Raw genomic sequence first — 20575 nt, 5'->3', positions numbered from 1 at the left:
TCTTAACCGACGCGGTAGTTTGGTGCCTCTTTGGTGATGCTGACATCGTGCACGTGGCTCTCGCTCATACCTGCATTGGTAATACGAACAAACTCTGGCTTGGTGCGCATGGTATCGATATCACCTGAACCGGTGTAACCCATAGAGGCGCGAAGACCACCCATCAACTGGTGTACAACGCCTGCCAGCGGCCCCTTCGAAGGCACACGACCTTCAATGCCTTCTGGGACAAGCTTATCTTCGCCCGCTTTCGCATCTTGGAAGTAGCGGTCTGAAGAGCCAGTCGATCCTGACATCGCACCTAACGAACCCATACCACGGTATGACTTGAAAGCACGACCTTGGAACAGCTCAACTTCACCTGGCGCTTCATCAGTACCGGCAAGCATAGAGCCCACCATCACCGCAGAGGCACCCGCAACAATTGCTTTCGAAATATCGCCCGAGAAACGGATACCACCGTCAGCAATCAGAGGCACGCCACGCTCAGCCATCGCCGCAGCCACATTGGCTACCGCACTGATCTGTGGCACACCGATACCTGCGACGATACGTGTCGTACAGATAGAACCAGGGCCGATACCTACTTTAACGCCGTCAGCACCCGCATCCGCTAACGCGATGGCAGCATCTGCTGTTGCGATGTTACCGCCGATCACCTGTACATCTGGGAAGTTCTGTTTAACCCAACGAACACGATCAATAACACCTTTTGAGTGACCGTGTGCCGTATCAACAACAATGACATCGGCACCCGCTTCAGCCAGTGCTGCAACGCGAGCTTCTGTATCCGCACCAGTACCTACCGCAGCACCTACCAGTAGACGACCGCGAGAATCTTTAGCCGCATTAGGGTAAGCCTGCGCCTTGTTCATATCTTTAACCGTCACCATACCGGTCAGTTGGTACTGCTCGTTTACGGTTAGAAGTTTCTCGATACGGTGTTTACGCAGAAGGTCAGAGATCTCTTTGTGAGTCGCATCTTCACCCACCGTCACTAGACGCTCTTTGGGTGTCATGATGTTAGAGACTGGGGTGTCTAGGTTCTCTTCAAAGCGAACATCACGGCTAGTGACGATACCAACCAGGTCGCCGTTCTCAACAACAGGAAAACCAGAGAAGCCCACTTCACGAGACAGCGCGATGATTTCACGAACCGTTGTAGTCGGCTGACAAGTGACTGGATCAGTAACAACACCCGCCTCGAACTTTTTCACTCGGCGAACATTTTCAGCCTGCTGTTCGATGGTTAAGTTTTTATGAATGATGCCGATACCACCCTCTTGCGCCATAGCAATCGCAAGACGAGATTCAGTCACGGTATCCATCGCCGCAGAAACCAGTGGGATGTTGAGTTCGATACCCTTGGTCAGACGTGTTTTCAAACTAACGGCGTTAGGCAACACTTCTGAATAAGCGGGAACGAGAAGTACATCATCAAAGGTCAAAGCCTCTTCAACAATTCGTAACATTCTAAAAAACCTGTCTAAATGGGCAAAAAATTAGCCCAATACATTACTAAAATTCGCCTTTTTTATCAATCTAAAGTCGCAGTAAATAGCGGCATTTTTCACCCTTTTTTCTGCGCCGCACAATAGGATTTTTTCTGTTAAAAAGAAGCAACAACCGCTAGCATGACCGGATGAATGTTCAAACCTCTTCAAACCGAACGGCCATCGCAGTTAGCGAGCTGAATAAGCAGGTGAAATCGCTGCTGGAGAACTCGTTTCTTTCGATCAGGGTCGTCGGCGAAATCAGCAACTTAGCCAAGCCAAGCTCTGGCCACTGGTACTTCACACTTAAAGATCAGAAAGCACAGGTTCGCTGCGCCATGTTCCGTGGTAACAATTTGCGGGTGAACTTTGCCCCCAAGGAGGGTGACCAGGTGGTTGTCACCGGACGCGTGAGTCTTTACGAAGGGCGTGGCGACTATCAGATGATCTGTAGCGCTATGGAGCAAGATGGCCAAGGGCAACTCCAAGTCCTATTCGAAAAACTTAAGCTAAAACTGCAAGCGCAAGGGCTATTTGAAGCGGACCGCAAAAAACCGATCCCTGAACACCCTAAATGCATAGGCGTGATCACCTCCCCCACTGGAGCAGCGATTCACGACATCTTGACGGTACTCAAACGTCGCTACCCTGGACTACCCGTCAGACTTTACCCAACGGCGGTTCAAGGCAATGAAGCCACTGGGCAAATTGTTAAGGCGATTGAACTGGCAAACCGCGAAGGGATCGCGGATGTACTCATTGTGGGTCGCGGTGGCGGTTCGCTTGAAGATCTCTGGCCCTTTAACGAAGAGGTCGTTGCGCTCAGTCTAGCCAACTCAAACATCCCGACCGTTTCGGCGGTCGGGCACGAAGTCGACTTCTCCATCGCCGACATGGTGGCGGATTTAAGAGCCCCTACTCCGTCAGCAGCAGCCGAATTACTCAGCCCCAATGGCGCAGAGATATTAGCCAACATCAATCGAGCTGAGCGCGCTCTTAAACAGCGGTTTGATTGGTTATTGTCAGCAAAACAGGCACAGTTAAAGAGCCTACAACAGCGGCTTAGACACCCCGGAGAGCGTATCCGCGAACAGGTTCAGCGTAGTGACGAATTGGAGCTGAGACTGCACAGCGCGATGAACCGCTTGATGCGCGACAAACGCAGCCAACTCAATCAGAACCAGAGCCAGCTTAGTCGTCTCAATCCGAGTAGAACTCTTACTGCTCATCAGGAACAGGTTAAACAACTGATGAGTCGGTTAGAGAGTCTTACGAAGAGTAAAATTGATCGACGAAAGCTGGAGCTGGCTGAAAAGGTGGGCCGCCTTCAGGCCATTAGCCCGCTAGCGACGCTTGAGCGTGGCTATGCATTGGCGACGACTGATCAGCACGAGGTGATACGCGATTCACGCCAAGTTAAGGCCGGGCAGAGTATCAATATTCGACTGCAAAAAGGCTCCATCACATCAACGGTTACAGATATCCACACCGAAACCAACGATTGATAAGCACACTAATAATTAAGGGAGAGAGTATGCGATTACCCCTGTTTCTGATGACACTGTCACTGGCTCTATTCAGCCTAACTGCAAAAGCACTGCCCACAGAGTCTCGTGTACCGGGCGGTATCGCCATCGTAGACCTAGGCCTGCCCAGCAGCGAACCTGCACCTGAAGTGACGTATGACGGTTACCGAGTGATGGTTGTCGATCAAGAGGGACAGTGGACTGCCGTTGCCGGCATTAGCCTTAAGGCAACCGTTGGCAAAGCACAGGAGCTCAAATTCAGTGGCAAGACTCTAACCTTTCAATTAGACGATAAAGCCTATCCAGAACAGCGTTTGAAGATTAAGCAGCGTAAATACGTCGAACCCGACCCCAAACAGGTTGCACGTTGGAAACGAGAGTCGGCTGAGCAAAAGAGCGCCTACAAACTGTTTACCAAAAACGAAGACCCAATACTGACTTTGGCTATGCCTGCTGAAGGCCCCTACTCCAGCGCCTTTGGACTTAAACGTTTTTTCAATGATCAGCCTCGTGCACCCCACTCTGGACTGGACATTGCTGCACCCGATCGATCACCGATTAAAGCAGCGGCTAAAGGCAAAGTAACCGCCGTAGGAGATTACTTCTTCAATGGCAATACCGTGATCATCGACCATGGCCATGGCCTATCCACCATGTACTGCCACATGAGCAAAATTGACGTTAAAGTCGGTGATCAAGTCGATCTGGGACAACAGATCGGTCTGGTAGGTGCCACCGGACGAGTGACGGGACCCCACCTACACTGGGGCGTGAGTCTGAATAACCAACGCGTAGACCCACTGCTATTCGTTCAACAGTAACGAATATGTTACCCTGCGCGCCGTTCTTAAACGAAACATTTGGATAATCATGAGCGACATTACATTAGAAACAATTGAACAGCGCGCCAGCTACGGCATTGGTCGTCAGATGGGTGACCAACTGGCACAAAACGGTTTTGACGGCGTAGACATCAACGCAGTTGCCTTTGGCCTTAAAGCCTCTTTCGCCGGCGAAGCGATGCACGTAGAACCAGAAGATCTACAAGCGGCATTCAACGAGCTGACTGAACGCCTACGCGCTAAACAAGAAGCAGAAGCCAAAGAGAAAGCGGCTGCTGGCCAACAGTTCCTAGACGACAACGCAAAGCGTGATGAAGTAACGGTGACTGAATCGGGTCTGCAATACGAAATCCTATCAGCAGGTGATGCGGATGCTGAAAAGCCAACAACGGCTAACAAAGTACGCGTTCACTACCACGGCACATTCACAGACGGTTCTGTCTTCGACAGCTCTGTCGAGCGCGGTCAACCGATCGAATTCCCCGTAACAGGTGTAATCGCAGGTTGGACTGAAGCCCTTCAGTTGATGCCTAAAGGCTCTAAATGGCGCCTATTTATCCCTTACAACCTAGCCTACGGTGCGCAAGGTTCTCCGGGCGGCATCCCTCCTTACTCAACGCTTCTATTTGACGTTGAGCTACTGGACGTTCTGTAAGCGATGAGCTTGCACTTTCATCGAAGCGGTTCTGGTGAACCGCTTTTGATGTTACACGGCCTATTCGGCAGCTGGGAAAATCTTGGCGGTCCCATCAAAGCACTGCAACAGCAGTTTGATGTCATCGCTCCCGACATGCTGAACCATGGCCGCTCTCCTCAGGTTGATCAGTTTAACTACAGCACCTTTGCAGACTCCGTCCTGGCACTGGCCGACCAACTTGGGTTGCAGCAATTTAATCTATTGGGGCACTCTATGGGCGGAAAGATCGCCATGGAGCTGGCACTGAATAATCCCGAACGAGTCTCACGATTAATCGTGGTTGATATTGCTCCCGTGCAATACCCTCACCACCACACCGATGTGTTCAAAGGGCTAAAACAGGTCCCACTGAACGAGATCAAAAGCCGAACCGAGGCTGATCAACACCTAAGTCATCACATTGACAATGCTAGTATTCGAGCATTTCTGCTGAAGAACCTCTATCGCACCGAGGCGGGCTTTGATTGGAGAATGAACTTAGAGGCACTTGAGCGCGAGTATGATCAGATCGCCAGCCCAATGAGTGAGGGTGAATACCTAGGCCCAACCCTTTTCATCAAAGGCAGCGAATCAGACTACATCAAACCTGAATACCAAAACGAGGTGGTTAAACGCTTCCCCAAAGTACAGCTAAGAATCATCGAAGGAACTGGGCACTGGCCACATGCAGAGAAGCCTGCGCTGTTTACAAAAATCGTTGAGCGGTTTTTACAATCCTAACTGTACCAGATCTAACTCATCTGATTCACCGACCTCTGAAGAGATAGCCCCCAACAAAGGCGCCGGTACTACTCGATGTAACCAATCCACAGACTGCTGTTCAACCTCACTCTGAATATGCGAAACAACCCAGCCGGCCAAAGTGAGACCGTCACGACGGATAGCTTCCAGAGTTAACAAGGTCTGATTGATCGCATTCTCATTTAGACTGACGACCAATATCACTGGAAAGCCCAAAGCCTGGGCGACGCTAGCCATCGACTCACGATCATTGATGGGCGCCCGCCATCCACCGACTCCCTCAACCAATGCCAGGTTAACCGAACGCATCAGTGCGCCACTCATGTAGGCTTTAATTCGATCAGCACTCATTCTAACGTCCGCCATCTCAGCAGCAATGTGTGGCGAAGCATTTGCGGCTAGCGAGAAAGGATTCACCTGAAGATAGGAGAGCTCAATGGAGGAGCACGCCATTAAATTCAGCGCCTCTTGGCTCTTTAACTCTCCATCCACTTCACTGCAGCCAGTCGCAACGGGCTTAAGACCCAGAGAGCTAAACCCTTTCTGATTAGCCTGCTTTAAAAGCGCACAACTGAATTCATTGACGGGTGAAGAGACCTCAGTGCCCGTCACAAAAAAACGCTGCTTCATACCGCGCACTGCCCCTTTCAGATTAAGTTTGAGCGACTATTTTACAGAGTTAAAAACGCTGACTAAACTAAATTTATCATAGGCAAGGAGGCCAGACTGATGTTTCAGATAGAGTCGATCGTTGAGTGGCTATTTGACTCAGCAAAATGTCCATTATGCAGACTAAGCAAACCGTTCAATGAGCCACTCTGTTTGGGTTGCTTTGCAGACCTTGCTAAAAACAGCACCCCCTGCCAGGTCTGCGCTTACCCTCTTAATCAACCAGACGAATCCTGCCCAGACTGCTATGGCGAGTGGTTTCATTTTGATACCGCACAATCACCACTGATCTACCAGTTCCCCATGCGAGAGCTATTCCAGAAGATCAAACAGGGAAAGAATCCAGAGCCCCTTTTCTGGATGAGCCAGCTGCTGGCAAAGCAGATCGATCTCTCTCGATTCGGCACCCAACCCACACTGATACCGATACCCAGTCACCCAATCGATTGTGCACTGCGTGGCTTTAATCAAGCGGAGATCATTGCCCAACATTTGAGTCGCTATTTAAAGCTCCCCCTTGATCGACAATCCCTTCAAAAAAAGCGTCGAACAGACCATCAAGCCTCACTCAATCGTGCAGAACGTAAAACCAATTTAGGTTCGACCTTCTACTGCAATCAGCCAGCGCCCAGTCACGTCCTATTGATCGATGATATTCATACCACCGGCACCACCTTTGACCGAGCATCTGAAGCACTCAAAGCAGCGGGTACGGTTTACATTGAAGCGATTAGTATTTGTAGAACGCCAGGACGATAAGACTTTTCACAAACCTTTCTTAACAGTATGGTGATGTCAGTATCAAACTAGGACAGATTGATGAACCGTATCGATGGAAAAGTAGCAATCATTACAGGCAGCACTCAAGGCTTGGGCGCAGCCATCGCACACCAATTTGCCCAAGCAGGCGCAGCAGGAATTGTTATCACCGGCCGCAACCAGATCAGAGGCAAACAGGTCTCTTCAGAGATCGCGGAACAGTATGGCATTAAAACCCATTTTGTTGCGGCTGAACTCGATCAAATAGACCAGGTTCGCAACATTGTGGCCGAGACCGATCAGCAGTTTGGACGGGTTGATCTATTGGTGAATGCGGCAGGATTAACGGATAGAGGCAACCTACTGACGACCTCTCCAGAACTGTTCGATCAAATGTTCGCCATCAACACAAAGGCGCCCTTCTTTCTCATGCAAGAGAGTGTCAAAGTGATGATTCGCGAGAAGATCAAAGGAGCCATCATCAACATTGGATCGATGTCAGAACATGCCGGACAACCTTTTCTATCCCCCTACTGCGCATCAAAAGGTGCCTTGGCGACACTCACCAGAAACTCTGGCTATGCCCTGTTAAGAAACCAAATTCGCGTCAATCAGCTCGATATAGGCTGGATGAACTCTGATCACGAGCGAGAGCTGATCGCTCAAGAGACGGGGGATGATTCATTTATTGATCGGAAAGCAGCCACCCTTCCGGCAGGCAGAATTCTTCAGACTGATGAGGTCGCTAAAGCGGTGCTATGGATGGCTTCAGAGGACAGCGGCATGATGACGGGATCCGTCATTCAGTTCGATCAAACCATTTGGGGGGCCTACGATGACGCTGCCGTTCCTGATAGACCGATTGAAGAGATGTAACTGAATGCACAGTATTGAACCGATCGGTTTCATCAAAACACCATTCAAAGAGAAGTTTGGCGCACCGCGCCAGCCTGGCCTTGCGCCCTCCGCGCAAGCTGTATTGGAGCTAGTCTCACCCTACAACGACCCTGATGCCGTTAGGGGGTTAGAGCACTGCTCTCACGTTTGGCTGATTTTTCAGTTCAGTGAGAACCTGAATGCCGGCTGGAAGCCTTTAACTCGACCACCCCGCCTAGGTGGCAACGAGAAGCTAGGCGTGTTTGCCACACGCAGCACACATCGCCCCAACGCCATGGGGTTATCGGTTGTGAAACTCGACTCAATCAATACAAACCAAGGGGTTCACCTGAATCTGTCCGGTATCGACCTTGTCGATGGCACTCCGGTCTTTGATATCAAACCCTACATCCCCTACTCCGACGCGCTGCCAGATGCCGTTTACCCCGGCATGGAACAGCCCGAACCCTTGCAACAACCTATTCAATTTTCTGAACAGGCCTTAGAGGTTATCTCTAAAGAACCACAACTATCGACACTCATTGAAGAGGTTCTAAGGCAAGACCCTAGACCCGCCTTTCACTCTGATGAGACACGTATTTACGGAATCAGTTTGGAGCGCTTCAACATTCAGTTTTCGATCAGTAGAGATGCCATAGAGGTGATAGCAATTGATCAATCTTAATGTTGCCATTAAGGTTAGCCCTTATATTAGATCCATCTAATTTCACAGGATTAAACAATGAATGATGTGACATCTCGTCTAGCCCATATGCCGGTGGCTCTGTTCGCAACGGTAATGGGAATGGGTGGCTTAACCCTCGCTTGGAAAAAAGCCTCTGAGGTTCTAGGTATTACTAACCTTGTGTGGCAAGTACTGTTAGTGATTACGGCCGTTCTATTAGCAACACTGGCAATCAGCTACCTATTAAAGATGCGCCGTCATGCTCATCAGGTGATTGCCGAGTTTAATCACCCCATCAAAATCAGCTTCTTCCCTGCTTTTTCCATCGGTTTAATGCTGATCGCGGTCGCAATGGCGGAGATCATGACACCTCTGGCAACGGCCGTATGGTGGATGGGCGCTTCAATCCAACTGATCTTGACGCTCTATTTGATGAATCAATGGATACACCACGCTCGCTGGCAGGTACAACACACGACCCCTGCTTGGTTCATCCCGATTGTGGGCAACATCATTGCACCCATTGGCGGGGTTACGCTGGGCTTTACCGAGGTCAGCTGGTTCTTCTTTGCGATCGGAATAGTCTACTGGATTGTGTTAAAGGTATTAGTTTTTAACCGCATCATTTTTCACGAGCCACTCCCAGAGAAGTTACTGCCGACACTGTTTATCATGATCGCGCCGCCCGCGGTCGGATTTATTGCCTATTTGAAGCTCAATCAGGGCGTTGTCGATAACTTTGCACACATCCTCTACTACGCGGCGATGTTCTTGGTTCTGCTACTTGTGTCGCAGCTTCCACGTTTTGCAAGAATCCCCTTCTTTGTCTCTTGGTGGGCCTACTCTTTCCCAATTGCAGCCTTCACCATTGGCACACTGATCATGTTTGAGCAGAGCCAGACTCTCTTCTTCCAAACATTGAGCCACCTGATGCTGACACTGGTCTCTATTTTGCTAACGGTGTTGATTGTCAAAACGGTCAAAGCGGCTATCAAAGGATCTATTTTCCAACCCGATTGATTCCAGTCACTCCGTGCTCTAAAGCCCAGAGCAGTGCGTATCAAAGATTCAACCATAGGATCGCCCCATGTATCGACACACACTGCTCTGGTTCACCAACAACTTACGCCTTGATGACAACCCCGTCTTTAATAAAGCCCGTAACAGCGAACAGCTAACCTGTCTCTTCATCCAACACCCCAGGGATAAGCGCACCAATCGATTTGGTTTCAAAGGAATCGGTAAGCATCGCCAACAGTTTTTAAACCAAGCACTGTCAAGCTTGCACAGCAAACTTAGCCTGCTGAACCAGGCGTTAGAAGTGATTGAAAGCGATTACGTCGAAGCGTTAAGCCAGGTCATTTTACGTGATCAAGTCGAGCATTTAGTCACCTCTCGACACACTGGCAGCTATGAGCAGAGCGCTCTTAAAGAGATCGCATCACGCTTTCCGCACCTAGTGATAACAGTGTTAGAGACGCACACTCTTTACGGTGAGCGACAACTTCCCTTTGCCCTAGCGGAACTGCCGGATAGCTTCACCCCCTTTAGAAAGAAGATAGAGTCGATCGAGGTTGATGCCCGTATTGCTGAACCTGACAGCCTACCTCCTCTCGGCGATAAACAGGGTTCCACATTCAACATTGATTGCTCTAGCGAGAATGCCTTCAACGGTTCTGAGCAGAGCGCGTTAGACCATCTCGAACACTATTTCTCCAGTGATCTACCCGCCACCTACAAGGAGACTAGGAATGGTCTGGATGAGTGGGCGTGCTCGACTAAATTCAGTCCCTGGTTAGCGCTAGGGGTATTGTCACCCAAGCGCATCATTGAGAGGCTGAATCGTTATGAGGAAGATGTGGTTGCAAATGACTCGACCTACTGGATATTTTTTGAACTGCTGTGGCGTGACTATTTCCAGTGGTATGCCCACAAGTGGGGCAACAAGATCTATCACCAGACTGGGCCATTTAATCGTAAGCCCTTAACCTCTTTCTACCCAGAACGAATGAAGTCCTGGATTGAAGGCACCACCCCCTACCCAATCGTCAACGCTGCCATGCGTCAGTTGAAAGCAACGGGTTATCAATCCAATCGCGCCAGACAGCTGGTGGCGAGCTGCTTAGTGCATGAGCTTGGCATTGACTGGCGTTACGGTGCGGCCTACTTTGAAGAGGCGCTGATCGATTTTGATCTGGCCAGTAATTGGGGGAACTGGCAGTACTTAGGTGGAGTTGGTGCAGACCCGCGCGGCCATCGACAATTCAATCTGGCGAAGCAGACACAAACCTATGACCCTGAGGGGCTATTTATACAGCGTTGGGGCGGTGAAGAGATGATGCTGCCAATCGATCGTGTCGACTACCACGACTGGCCCATCGAGATGAAATAATGCACCACAAACTCAATCTACCAAGCAAAATCTGTGAGCAGTGCCAAAAGCCCTTCAACTGGCGCAAAAAGTGGGAGCGCGATTGGGAGCAGGTGAAGTACTGCTCGGAGCGCTGTCGACGCGAGGCTAAGCAACAGCGATGAGCACCCTTAGACTGGTACTCGGCGACCAACTCAACGCCAAACACAGCTGGTTTCGTGACAAATCAGACGAAGTTACCTACCTCATTGCTGAACTGCACCAAGAGCAGAACTACGTTAAACACCATCTGCAAAAGATCACCGCTTTTTTTATGGCGATGCAGCGCTTTGCCGAGGCTCTTAAAAGCGCTGGTCATCAGGTCATTCATTTAACGCTTGATGAGACCGCCGATTTTGAATCCCTAGACTCATTGATCAACCATTTGATCAAACGCCACGGTTTTACACAGATTGAGTATCAGCGACCTGATGAGATACGTCTTCTTGAACAGTGTCGCAACCTATCACTACCAGAAGGGACCGGTCTGCGTGAGTTCGACACCGAGCACTTCCTACTGCCATTTGAAGCGATCAGCAAAGAGTTTAAACCTAATACTGGACACCGTATGGAGGCCTTCTACCGGCGCATGCGGGTTAAACATGGCTACCTTATGCAGGGCAAAGAGCCCGAGGGCGGACGTTGGAATTACGATACCGAGAACCAAAAAGCGTTTAAAAAAGCGGATCTTGAGGATATACCAGAACCCCTGGTGTTTGCTCACAACACAGAAGAGATTCGACAACGCTTGCATCGACACGGCATCAACTACTTTGGTGAGATGGGCAAACAGCTCGTCTGGCCAACAACTCGAAGTGAAGCGTTGGAGTTACTGGAGTTTTTCTGCACTCACTGCCTTCCTCTGTTTGGAAAATTTCAGGATGCGATGACGGCGAACTCGGAGCACAAATGGAGTCTCTACCATTCACGAATCTCCTTCGCTCTGAACTGTAAAATGATCTCACCGGCACAGGTGATTGAGCGAGCCATTCAAGCATACCGCGAGCAACCCGAACGTATCGATCTTGCTCAGATAGAGGGCTTTGTCAGGCAGATTCTAGGTTGGCGCGAGTTTGTTCGTGGCATCTACTGGATCAATCTACCTGAATACCCCAGCATGAATGCCCTGAATGCAGATAGGCATCTCCCCGACTTTTTCTGGGATGGTAAGACCAAAATGAACTGCATGCACCAGTGCATTGATCAGTCACTGGAGTACGCCTACGCGCACCACATTCAGCGACTGATGGTTATAGGGAACTTCTGTTTAATGGCTGGCATTGATCCTAAACAGGTTGATGCCTGGTATCTAGGCATCTACATCGACGCCATTGAGTGGGTAGAGATGCCCAACACCCTCGGTATGAGTCAGTTTGCCGACGGCGGCTTGCTAGCTTCCAAACCCTATTCAGGATCAGGCCAGTACATCAATCGAATGAGCGACTACTGCAAAGGGTGTCACTACGATGTGAAACAACGCTCGGGGGATAACAGCTGCCCATTCAATAGCCTCTATTGGCACTTCCAACATCGCCACGCCAGCCGTTTCAGCAACAACCCACGCACCGCGATGGTCTATCGTAACTGGGATAAAAAGCCTGAAGAGGAGAAAACAGAGATTCTGCAAACAGCCGAGCACTATTTGCAGAACCTAAATGCGTTGTAACTAAGAGAGAACGACCGTTTTAAGGCCATTCACAAAGACGCGCTGTTCGGTGTGAGCACGAACGGCTTTGGATAACGCCAGGTTCTCCATGTTACGACCCATATCTCGCAAGTCATCAGGGCCAAAACTGTGATCAACACGACCCACCTCTTGTTCGATGATCGGACCTTCATCAAGATCAGAAGTAACATAGTGAGCGGTCGCACCAATCTGTTTCACACCGCGATCATAGGCTTGGAAATAGGGTCTAGCGCCCTTGAAGCCTGGCAAGAATGAGTGGTGTATATTGATGCACTGCCCTGCCAACGCCGAACAGAGCTCTGGCGACAGAATCTGCATGTATCGAGCCAGTATCACCAACTCAGAACCTGTCTCTTTGAACGCTTGCAGAATGCGCTTTTCACGAGCAGCTTTGGTCTCAAGTTTTGTCTCCAGGGTAGGCAACAACTCGAAATCTAAGCCGTAGAAATTGGCGACAGGCTCAAGGTCTGGGTGGTTAGACAGAATGCCTGTCACTTCGATATTGAGCTCACCACGTTTCTGCTGGTAGAGCAGCTCCATCAGACAGTGATCGTGTTGCGAAACCAGTATCAGAGTTTTCATGGGCGCTTTAGCGCTGCGCCACTGAGCGTTCATCTCTAACGCATCCGCAACTTCACGATTAAACTCGTCGGCTATCAGGTCTAAATCCAATGGCGTGTGAGTAGTAAACTCTAAACGGCTGAAAAAACGACCCGACACCTCGTCATCAAACTGCTTCATTTCGACAATGAAAAAATCACGATTCGCTAAAAAAGTAGTGATTGCGGCCACCAATCCAGTACGGCCGGGACACTCAACCTTGAGTGTGTAATGATGTGACGTAGACACGCTGTTTCCTAATAGTGCAGTTCGAACTCAATTAGCTCGAATATCTAATATGCGTTTAGAATAAACGCTTCATTTTTATATGCAATCCACCTGAGGATACAAATTGTGATTCGCGACGATGACCTAGCTTTTTTCAAACCCAAAGCTCGCCGCTACGGTACTGTCATATTTACAGGACTTTGGGCTGCAGCCGAGTGGTTCTTTTGGGGTGCTGCCCCATTCTGGTCAATACTCGCTACGGGTCTGTTTGGATACACCTACTGGCGATTGATTCACACCTATCCTAAAGAGTTGTAGCCACTCAGTTACTTCACTCCTGACCAGAACTCAGATGAAATCTGGCGTGCAAATATGAGTGCCGTCATTAGCTCATTTTTGGGAACCGAAACACCCAACCGCTTCGCTTGTTCAACAACAAATCCATTCAACGAATCGACCTCTGTTAAGCGGCCCGCCCGCACGTCCTGCAACATAGAGGGCTGATGAAAGCGGTGTTCGGCACAAGCGAAGTTGATTAGGTTATGCAGCGCCTCTGTATCCACAGTCACATTCATTGCGTTCGCGACGCTGACAGCCTCATCGGCCAACGCGTGAGCTTCCCGCTTCAACGCCTTAGTGTCATTAACAATACCCGGGCCGGCATCAGTTAAAGCACAAACTCCGTTCATAGCGACATTGAAACAGGCCTTCTGCCAGATCTTGTTCAAAGGCTGATCGACATTGGCAGCGGTAATACCCGCCTCTGTTAATATTTTCTCCAACTCAATCGCTGCAGAAAGCGCATGCTGATCATTGGGATTGAGTGGGCCAAACCAAGTATCGCTAAACCCGTGCGAGCGAACAAAGCCAGGCTCAACCTGAGTTGCGGGAATCATCGTAACGCCATGAATCACAGACTGTTTAACATGTTCAGCGATTCGCAGACCATTACCCAAACCGTTTTGAAGCGTTACTATGATCGATGAAGGTGATAGTTTTGGTTCAATGGCCTTGATAGCCTCTACACTTTGGTAGGTTTTAGTGAACAGCAGTACAAAACGAGCATCGCACGCGTGCTCTAACTGCACCGCACTTGGGTGAACAACAAAGGTATCATCACTGGTTTCAACTTTGAGCCCCTGAGCGTTTACCACTTCAGCATTACTGCTTGAGCGATTGACCAGTTGTACACTGTAACCCGCCTCAGCAATGCACCCACCGACATATGCACCCAGTGCGCCAGCTCCTAAAATCATCACATCATTCATAGACACTACTCAGCTTTTAGTCCCTTCATAAATTCGAGGGTAGCACCGATTCGAGGTACCTTCTCGGTACTCTGGTGATATACAAGATAAAACTCTCTTTGTACCTCAATCTCAGGGATCAAACGTACCAGTTGATCACTCTCTCTTAGTAGAAACCTGTGCAGCATACCGATACCTAAACCAGCTTTAACTGCTTCAACCTGACCAATAGGAGAGTAGATTGCTGTTTGTGATTGCCACTGAGGCCATACAGAGCGAGGTGTATTGAGTTTGTCCGAAAAAAGAAGGTCTTCCACATAACCGATCAAACGATGCTCCGATAAATCCTCAATAGAGTCCGGCATACCGTATTGATCAATATATTGTTGAGATGCATAGAGACCAAGGCTATAGCTACCTATGCAGATAGAGTCCAGCTTGGGTTCGGTTGGTTTACCCACCATCACCGCAATATCGGCTTCACGCCTTGATAACGAAAAGCCGCGTGACTGAGGAACAATTTCTATATTTAGATCTGGGTTATCCTGAAGAAAAGATGACAACTGCGGTGTCAGCACGCGCAGCGCAAACCCCTCTGGCGCTGCGACACGCACAGTGCCACTGACGGAGCTGCTATCACTACCAAAGATTTCGCCGGCTGCTTCTATTTCGGCCTCTGCACGCTCGAGGTAATGCATCAAACGCACGCCTTCGTCGGTCAGTTTCAGTCCTTTACTCAGGCGGATAAAGAGCGGAGTTCCAGTCCTCTGTTGCAAATAAGAGAGGTGACGAGACAGTGTAATCGTCGAGATATTTAGGCTCTCAGCCGCCTTTCCCATCTGCCCTGCCCTAGCAACGGCAAGAAAGTAACGAGCATCTTCCCAGTTAAATGTTGAACTGCGCATAACCCACCCAATTGATCTATCAATTTTGATATATCATACATTAATTATTTTATATTGTTACAACAAATATGATGATGTCTAATAACTCCATACCAATAAAGGAGAAGTTCTATGTCTATCGTAGGTAACTACATCGGCGGCCAGCACGTCGCTTCAAACTCAGGTCGTACAGCACCTGTCTACAACCCTGCGACTGGCGCACAAACTAAAGAGGTTGCGCTTTCAACTGCAGATGAGACTCGTGCAGCGATTGCCAATGCACAAGAAGCTTTTAAAACTTGGAGCAAAGTGACTCCACTTCAGCGCGCTCGCGTCATGTTTAAGTTTAAAGAGCTAGTAGAAGCTAACGCTGATGAACTTGCTGAGCTAATTACTTCTGAGCACGGTAAAGTCTTCTCTGACGCGAAAGGCGAACTAACTCGTGGTCTTGAAGTTGTTGAGTTTGCTTGTGGTATCCCTCACCTTCAGAAAGGCGAGCACAGCCTAAACGTTGGCCGTGGCGTAGACAGCTACAGTCAGATGATGCCTATGGGTGTGTGTGCGGGTATCAGCCCATTCAACTTCCCAGCAATGGTTCCAATGTGGATGTTCCCAGTAGCAATTGCCTGCGGTAACACCTTCGTAATGAAGCCATCTGAGAAAGATCCATCAACGACTATGCGTCTAGCAGAGCTGCTTAAAGAGGCGGGCCTACCAGATGGTGTATTCAACATCGTAAACGGTGACAAAGAGGCAGTAGACGTTCTTCTTACAGATGAAGCAGTTCAGGCAGTAAGCTTCGTAGGCTCTACGCCAATCGCTGAGTACATCTACTCAACAGCGAGTGCACACGGCAAACGTGTTCAGGCTCTTGGCGGTGCTAAGAACCACATGATCGTAATGCCAGATGCTGAGCCATCACAGGTTGTTAGCTCTCTAATGGGTGCTGCATACGGTTCTGCAGGCGAGCGTTGTATGGCGATCTCTGTTGCTGTCTGTGTAGGCGATGCGGTTGCTGACCACCTGATCAAAGATATGACTGCAGAGATCGAGAAGATGTCTGTAGGCAACGGTATGTCTTCACCAGAGCCACACATGGGCCCTCTAGTTAGCCGTGTTCACGCTGACAAAGTATTGGGTTACATCGATTCAGGTGTAGAAGAAGGAGCAACGCTTGTCGTTGACGGCCGTAACTTCAAAGTGGTTGATCACGACAATGGTTACTTCGTTGGCCCAACGCTGTTCGATAACGTTAAGCCTGGCATGCTCATCTATAACGAAGAGATCTTTGGTCCTGTGCTTTCGGTTGTTCGTGTTAACAGCTATGAAGAGGCACTGAACCTAATCAACGAACACGAATACGGTAACGGCACGGCTATCTTCACACGTGACGGTGACACGGCTCGTAACTTCTGTGAAAACGTACAAGTAGGCATGGTCGGTGTCAACGTGCCAATCCCAGTACCTATGGCATTCCACAGCTTCGGTGGTTGGAAACGTTCACTATTCGGTCCACTGCACATGCACGGTCCAGACGGCGTTCGCTTTTACACTCGCATGAAGACAATCACAGCTCGCTGGCCAACCGGTCTAAGTGCTGGTCCAGAGTTCACAATGCCAACAATGAAGTAATCTTCATTGAGCAACAAAAAGACGACCCTTGGGTCGTCTTTTTTGTTTATGCTATCCACTCAACCTTACGAGATCACACATTGAACCCTCAATACCTTAAATCTGACCTACTCATGCTGCTGGCCTCCCTGTTAGCTGCCATTAGCTGGATATTCTCTAAAGAGGTTCTGCTAGGTCTTGAACCCATTCTATTCATGGGCTGTCGATTTATGTTGGCGGGGCTCCTGATTGCCCTGTTCGCACGCAGTGAGTTGTTACTCTTCACCTTACGTGACCTTTCGCGGGTGACCTTGGTTGGTGTGATATTTGCCGCAGGCCTAGGGTTTTGGATATTAGGCCTGTTCCACGGAACTCATATCGGAATCGGCGCGTTTCTGACCAGTTTAGGTGCCATTTTTGCACCTCTTTTGGCGCCACTATTTGGTGACCAACCCACACGTTTTGCCTGGTTCGCGGTGCCGGTTGCTGTGATCGGTGCTGCTTTTCTCACCTTAACATCTAACTTTGTCTTTGGTTTGGGTGAGTGGTACTACTTAGCGTCAGCAATCTCTTTTGCAATCTACCTAAACATCAATAGTCGCGCCGCCGGTAAAACACCATTAAGAGCACTGACGTCGATTCAACTGCTGACAGCGGGCGCTGTTCTGTTGCCGATCTCATTATTAACCGAAAGCTGGACCATTAACGCCGAGATCTCGATTCTAGGCTGGTTTCTTGCCAGTGTGTTAATTGGGACCAGTCTGCGCTTTTTTGTTCAGACCTACTCACTGAAACTTGGCCCCGCAAGCCGAGGTGCTCTGATCCTGACATTGGAGCCTGTTTGGGTGGCTATCTTAGGTATGATTTGGCTGAAGGAGACGATGTCCGCGTCACAACTACTTGGTTGCACGTTGATTCTGCTCGCGGTTTTCATATCCAGAGCAGACCTATTGTTAAAGGTTTTCTGTAAATCGAAACGACTAAGATCCAATGGGCATTCCGCATCTTAAAATCGATGCACTAAAGGTTTAATACATTTATCTACTTTTTCGCATTAGAGTGATCGATCACCTTTAGGAATTGAGCATTGTGAGCAGCACAGATTCAAACAGACATTTAATCATTGAGCGCAACAAAGTTATCTTTGCTGGCATCTGTTCAATGATCCTGACGGTTGGCATAGCTCGATTCGCTTACACACCTCTGCTACCGCAAATGCTAGAGCAGACAGATCTCTCAAAGTTAGTGGGAGGCTGGTTAGCAACCTACAACTACATCGGCTATTTAGTCGGAGCTATCTTAGCGGCGAATATCAAAGAGCTGTCAGCAAAACTTCATCTCTACCGTTTTTATCTAATTCTTGCGACGGTCACTACGTATGGTACTGGCCTTACAGATGATCACCTGCTCTGGTCAATACTCAGATTTCTCTCTGGCATCTCCAGTACCGCGGGGCTGCTGCTCGCCTCTGGACTGGTCATAAACTGGTTGCGCGCCAATCATTTCAAGCCACAATTAGGGGTCCATTTCATCGGCATGGGCATCGGTATTGTCTTTACCGGTTTGATCACAGCCCTATTTTCGGCCGATCTAAGCTGGGATCAACAGTGGCAAGACCTTGCATTGATGGGCGCTGTGTTTCTAATTCCAGCTTGGCTTTGGATGCCCTACCCACCTAAATTTGAAGCAGGTACGTCAAATCAAACTGAAGAGCCTGATTCACGGTTTATGAACCTACTGATCGCCACCTATTTCTGTGCCGGTGTTGGTTACGTGATCAGTGCCACGTTCATTATCGATATTTTACAAAACACACCCCAGTTAGCAGGCAAAGGTGGTTGGGTGTGGGTCATCGTGGGGCTTTGTGCGGCGCCGTCGGCACTGATCTGGGACAAGGTAGCTAACCGCATTGGACAGATACAAGCCCTGCAATTGGCCTACATCATTCAAATCATTTCGTTTATCTTGCCGCTTGTGACCGACCAAAGTTTGGCCAGTTTCATTGCCGCCGCTTGTTGGGGAGGCACCTTTGCCGGAATCGTCAGCTTAACGCTGGCCATTGTCGGACGCGCATTCCCCTACAACCCAGCGAAAGCGATGGCAAAACTGACCATCAGCTTTGGGGTTGCTCAGATCGTTGCACCGATTTTTGCCGGTTACGTTGCAGACCTATCTGGCTCCTACCTTGGAGCACTTCTTGGAGCATTGGTTGTGATGATTGCAGGCATGCTGTTCCTGCATAAGATTGGCTATAACCTGAAGTGAATGACCAAATAAAAACGCCAGGCTGCAACTAAGCAGCCTGGCGTTTTTAGCAGATGCGTAAAATTACTCTTTTACATCCTCGTAAGGAAGACCTACATACTGCTCGGCAATAACACGACGACCATTTTCGTAGTTCATGAAGTAGCTGAGCTCAGAATCCATAAAGCGCTGACGCATTTCTGGATCAGTACCTGCATCGCTAACTTCGTCACCAAAGTCGTGAAGCATGTTAGTCATCATCCAGCTGAAACGTTCACCGTGCCAAACGCGGCGCAGTGCGATTTCAGAGTACTGATCAATGTATTTACGATCACCCGTTTCATAAACTTTAGTCAGAATCTTGTATAGCGTTGCCACATCAGAAGCAGCCAGGTTAAGACCTTTAGCGCCTGTTGGCGGTACGATGTGTGCCGCATCACCGACTAGGAAAAGATTGCCGTACTGCATTGGCTCACAAACAAATGAACGGAGCGGTGCAATAGACTTCTCAAGTGCTGGTCCAGTAGTAACATTGTCAGCAGCCTCTTTAGGTAGGCGCTTTTTAAGCTCTTCCCAGAACGCTTCATCAGACCAATCTTCAACCTTGTCAGTCAAAGGTACCTGAATGTAGTAACGTGAACGAGTTGGTGAGCGCTGTGATGCTAGGGCAAAGCCACGCTCTGATTTCGCATAAATAAGCTCATCGTGACATGGAGGCACATCAGCCAGTAGACCTAACCAACCGAATGGGTAGACACGCTCGTGCTCAGTACGAACATCTTCAGGAATCGTTTGACGTGAAACGCCGTGGAAGCCATCACAACCCGCGATGAAGTCACACTCAAGACGGTACTCTTCTCCACCGTGAGTGAATGTCACATAAGGATTATCACTCTTCACATCATGTGGCTGAACATCCGATGCCTCATAGTAAGTATCCAAGCCTTCAGTTGCTTCACGAGCAGCCATTAGGTCTTCAGTAATATCGACCTGACCGTAACAGACAACGACGTCACCGCCTGTCAAACCTTTAAGGTCGATACGATGATTTTCACCATTTACTGCAATGACGACACCTTCATGAACGTGACCACACTTGTCCATGTTTTCAGCAACACCGGCTTCACGGACTAGATCTGCAAAGCCCTGCTCAAGGATACCTGCGCGGATACGACCCAATACGTAATCACCTGTTACACGTTCAAGTATGACGTTAGAGATCCCTTTCTTGTGTAACAGTTGTCCTAACAACAGACCCGAAGGGCCGCCACCAATGATCGCTACTTGTGTCTTCAATGTTTTCATTATTCTGCTCTCGAGATGATTCAAAATCGTTCAAACATAATGGACCGACGGCTCTGCTCCCAACAGGGCCA

General features: G+C 49.2%; 21 protein-coding genes. 15 read left to right on the top strand and 6 right to left on the bottom strand.

Going from position 1 to position 20575, the window contains the following annotated elements; all coding sequences use genetic code 11:
* Positions 1-2: 2 nt before the first annotated feature.
* Complete coding sequence (gene guaB / locus XMD564_RS08060; protein ID WP_173481199.1) at positions 3-1472, bottom strand: IMP dehydrogenase; 1470 nt, start codon at positions 1470-1472, stop codon at positions 3-5.
* Between the two features lie 170 nt (positions 1473-1642).
* On the opposite strand from guaB, the gene xseA reads away from it, so the two are divergent.
* From xseA to XMD564_RS08040, 4 genes are read left to right on the top strand one after another with little or no spacing between them, the layout of a single operon-like run.
* Positions 1643-2998 carry an exodeoxyribonuclease VII large subunit gene (gene xseA, locus XMD564_RS08055; protein WP_173481200.1) on the top strand — a complete coding sequence of 452 codons (1356 nt, stop codon included), beginning with the start codon at positions 1643-1645 and terminating at the stop codon, positions 2996-2998.
* A 29-nt stretch (positions 2999-3027) separates the two neighbouring features.
* Positions 3028-3840, top strand: a complete 813-nt coding sequence (locus XMD564_RS08050) for a peptidoglycan DD-metalloendopeptidase family protein (protein WP_173481201.1) — start codon at positions 3028-3030, stop codon at positions 3838-3840.
* A gap of 49 nt (positions 3841-3889) precedes the next feature.
* The gene (locus tag XMD564_RS08045; protein WP_173481202.1) at positions 3890-4516 is read left to right on the top strand and encodes an FKBP-type peptidyl-prolyl cis-trans isomerase; all 627 of its coding nucleotides are present in this window, start codon (positions 3890-3892) and stop codon (positions 4514-4516) included.
* 3 nt (positions 4517-4519) lie between these two features.
* Complete coding sequence (locus XMD564_RS08040; protein WP_173508110.1) at positions 4520-5278, top strand: alpha/beta fold hydrolase; 759 nt, start codon at positions 4520-4522, stop codon at positions 5276-5278.
* Here XMD564_RS08040 and bioD read toward each other — a convergent pair.
* The gene (gene bioD, locus XMD564_RS08035; protein ID WP_173508109.1) at positions 5267-5929 is read right to left on the bottom strand and encodes a dethiobiotin synthase; all 663 of its coding nucleotides are present in this window, start codon (positions 5927-5929) and stop codon (positions 5267-5269) included. The two genes, XMD564_RS08040 and bioD, sit on opposite strands and share 12 nt — an antisense overlap.
* A gap of 99 nt (positions 5930-6028) precedes the next feature.
* Between bioD and XMD564_RS08030 the strand changes: the two genes are divergently transcribed.
* From XMD564_RS08030 to XMD564_RS08000, 7 genes are all read left to right on the top strand, one after another.
* Positions 6029-6727: a ComF family protein gene (locus XMD564_RS08030; protein WP_173481205.1), complete on the top strand. Its 699-nt coding sequence runs from the start codon at positions 6029-6031 to the stop codon at positions 6725-6727.
* Positions 6728-6787: 60 nt separating this feature from the next.
* On the top strand, positions 6788-7603 hold the full coding sequence (locus XMD564_RS08025; RefSeq protein ID WP_173481206.1) for an SDR family oxidoreductase: 816 nt from the start codon (positions 6788-6790) through the stop codon (positions 7601-7603).
* 4 nt (positions 7604-7607) lie between these two features.
* Positions 7608-8288, top strand: a complete 681-nt coding sequence (gene tsaA / locus XMD564_RS08020; protein WP_173494913.1) for a tRNA (N6-threonylcarbamoyladenosine(37)-N6)-methyltransferase TrmO — start codon at positions 7608-7610, stop codon at positions 8286-8288.
* A 57-nt stretch (positions 8289-8345) separates the two neighbouring features.
* Positions 8346-9308 carry an SLAC1 anion channel family protein gene (locus XMD564_RS08015; RefSeq protein WP_173494912.1) on the top strand — a complete coding sequence of 321 codons (963 nt, stop codon included), beginning with the start codon at positions 8346-8348 and terminating at the stop codon, positions 9306-9308.
* 67 nt (positions 9309-9375) lie between these two features.
* Positions 9376-10680, top strand: coding sequence for a DASH family cryptochrome (locus tag XMD564_RS08010; RefSeq protein WP_173494911.1), 1305 nt, complete (start codon positions 9376-9378; stop codon positions 10678-10680).
* Positions 10680-10823: a DUF2256 domain-containing protein gene (locus XMD564_RS11505; protein ID WP_173481210.1), complete on the top strand. Its 144-nt coding sequence runs from the start codon at positions 10680-10682 to the stop codon at positions 10821-10823. The genes XMD564_RS08010 and XMD564_RS11505 overlap by 1 nt, the downstream gene beginning before the upstream one ends.
* Entirely contained in the window at positions 10820-12364 is a 1545-nt protein-coding gene (locus XMD564_RS08000; RefSeq protein ID WP_173488670.1) for a cryptochrome/photolyase family protein, read from the top strand. Before XMD564_RS11505 ends, XMD564_RS08000 begins: the two co-directional genes overlap by 4 nt.
* Here XMD564_RS08000 and purU read toward each other — a convergent pair whose 3' ends face one another.
* Positions 12365-13234 (bottom strand): formyltetrahydrofolate deformylase, encoded by an 870-nt coding sequence (purU, locus tag XMD564_RS07995; protein WP_173481212.1) that lies wholly within the window; start codon positions 13232-13234, stop codon positions 12365-12367.
* Between the two features lie 105 nt (positions 13235-13339).
* Between purU and XMD564_RS07990 the strand changes: the two genes are divergently transcribed.
* On the top strand, positions 13340-13531 hold the full coding sequence (locus XMD564_RS07990; RefSeq protein ID WP_173481213.1) for a hypothetical protein: 192 nt from the start codon (positions 13340-13342) through the stop codon (positions 13529-13531).
* A gap of 8 nt (positions 13532-13539) precedes the next feature.
* Here XMD564_RS07990 and XMD564_RS07985 read toward each other — a convergent pair whose 3' ends face one another.
* Together XMD564_RS07985 and XMD564_RS07980 are read right to left on the bottom strand one after the other, a co-directional pair.
* Positions 13540-14481, bottom strand: a complete 942-nt coding sequence (locus XMD564_RS07985) for a ketopantoate reductase family protein (RefSeq protein ID WP_173488671.1) — start codon at positions 14479-14481, stop codon at positions 13540-13542.
* Positions 14482-14486: 5 nt separating this feature from the next.
* Positions 14487-15365: a LysR family transcriptional regulator gene (locus XMD564_RS07980; protein ID WP_173483029.1), complete on the bottom strand. Its 879-nt coding sequence runs from the start codon at positions 15363-15365 to the stop codon at positions 14487-14489.
* 111 nt (positions 15366-15476) lie between these two features.
* Here XMD564_RS07980 and XMD564_RS07975 point away from each other — a divergent pair, with 111 nt between their 5' ends.
* The 3 genes from XMD564_RS07975 (at position 15477) to XMD564_RS07965 (ending at position 19220) form a co-directional block, all read left to right on the top strand.
* A complete protein-coding gene (locus tag XMD564_RS07975; protein WP_173483030.1) occupies positions 15477-16976 on the top strand; it encodes a CoA-acylating methylmalonate-semialdehyde dehydrogenase in 1500 nt (499 codons plus the stop codon).
* A gap of 80 nt (positions 16977-17056) precedes the next feature.
* Entirely contained in the window at positions 17057-17965 is a 909-nt protein-coding gene (locus tag XMD564_RS07970) for a DMT family transporter (protein WP_173481217.1), read from the top strand.
* Between the two features lie 79 nt (positions 17966-18044).
* Positions 18045-19220, top strand: a complete 1176-nt coding sequence (locus XMD564_RS07965; RefSeq protein WP_371740263.1) for a YbfB/YjiJ family MFS transporter — start codon at positions 18045-18047, stop codon at positions 19218-19220.
* Between the two features lie 63 nt (positions 19221-19283).
* Here the strand turns inward: XMD564_RS07965 and pobA are convergent, their stop codons facing one another.
* Positions 19284-20495, bottom strand: coding sequence for a 4-hydroxybenzoate 3-monooxygenase (pobA, locus tag XMD564_RS07960; RefSeq protein WP_217362084.1), 1212 nt, complete (start codon positions 20493-20495; stop codon positions 19284-19286).
* Positions 20496-20575 lie beyond the last annotated feature (80 nt).

It is taken from the genome of Marinobacterium sp. xm-d-564 (assembly GCF_013283345.1).
Classification (GTDB): domain Bacteria; phylum Pseudomonadota; class Gammaproteobacteria; order Pseudomonadales; family Balneatricaceae; genus Marinobacterium_E.
Note: the sequence above shows the minus strand (reverse complement) of the source record. Positions and strands in the feature narration are given on the sequence as shown.

Excerpts from the sequence above, each read along its gene's own strand:
- guaB (WP_173481199.1), bottom strand. The coding sequence starts at position 1,472 with ATGTTACGAATTGTTGAAGAGGCTTTGACCTTTGATGATGTACTTCTC.
- xseA (WP_173481200.1), top strand. The coding sequence starts at position 1,643 with ATGAATGTTCAAACCTCTTCAAACCGAACGGCCATCGCAGTTAGCGAG.
- XMD564_RS08050 (WP_173481201.1), top strand. The coding sequence starts at position 3,028 with ATGCGATTACCCCTGTTTCTGATGACACTGTCACTGGCTCTATTCAGC.
- XMD564_RS08045 (WP_173481202.1), top strand. The coding sequence starts at position 3,890 with ATGAGCGACATTACATTAGAAACAATTGAACAGCGCGCCAGCTACGGC.
- XMD564_RS08040 (WP_173508110.1), top strand. The coding sequence starts at position 4,520 with ATGAGCTTGCACTTTCATCGAAGCGGTTCTGGTGAACCGCTTTTGATG.
- bioD (WP_173508109.1), bottom strand. The coding sequence starts at position 5,929 with ATGAAGCAGCGTTTTTTTGTGACGGGCACTGAGGTCTCTTCACCCGTC.
- XMD564_RS08030 (WP_173481205.1), top strand. The coding sequence starts at position 6,029 with ATGTTTCAGATAGAGTCGATCGTTGAGTGGCTATTTGACTCAGCAAAA.
- XMD564_RS08025 (WP_173481206.1), top strand. The coding sequence starts at position 6,788 with ATGAACCGTATCGATGGAAAAGTAGCAATCATTACAGGCAGCACTCAA.
- tsaA (WP_173494913.1), top strand. The coding sequence starts at position 7,608 with ATGCACAGTATTGAACCGATCGGTTTCATCAAAACACCATTCAAAGAG.
- XMD564_RS08015 (WP_173494912.1), top strand. The coding sequence starts at position 8,346 with ATGAATGATGTGACATCTCGTCTAGCCCATATGCCGGTGGCTCTGTTC.
- XMD564_RS08010 (WP_173494911.1), top strand. The coding sequence starts at position 9,376 with ATGTATCGACACACACTGCTCTGGTTCACCAACAACTTACGCCTTGAT.
- XMD564_RS11505 (WP_173481210.1), top strand. The coding sequence starts at position 10,680 with ATGCACCACAAACTCAATCTACCAAGCAAAATCTGTGAGCAGTGCCAA.
- XMD564_RS08000 (WP_173488670.1), top strand. The coding sequence starts at position 10,820 with ATGAGCACCCTTAGACTGGTACTCGGCGACCAACTCAACGCCAAACAC.
- XMD564_RS07985 (WP_173488671.1), bottom strand. The coding sequence starts at position 14,481 with ATGAATGATGTGATGATTTTAGGAGCTGGCGCACTGGGTGCATATGTC.
- XMD564_RS07980 (WP_173483029.1), bottom strand. The coding sequence starts at position 15,365 with ATGCGCAGTTCAACATTTAACTGGGAAGATGCTCGTTACTTTCTTGCC.
- XMD564_RS07975 (WP_173483030.1), top strand. The coding sequence starts at position 15,477 with ATGTCTATCGTAGGTAACTACATCGGCGGCCAGCACGTCGCTTCAAAC.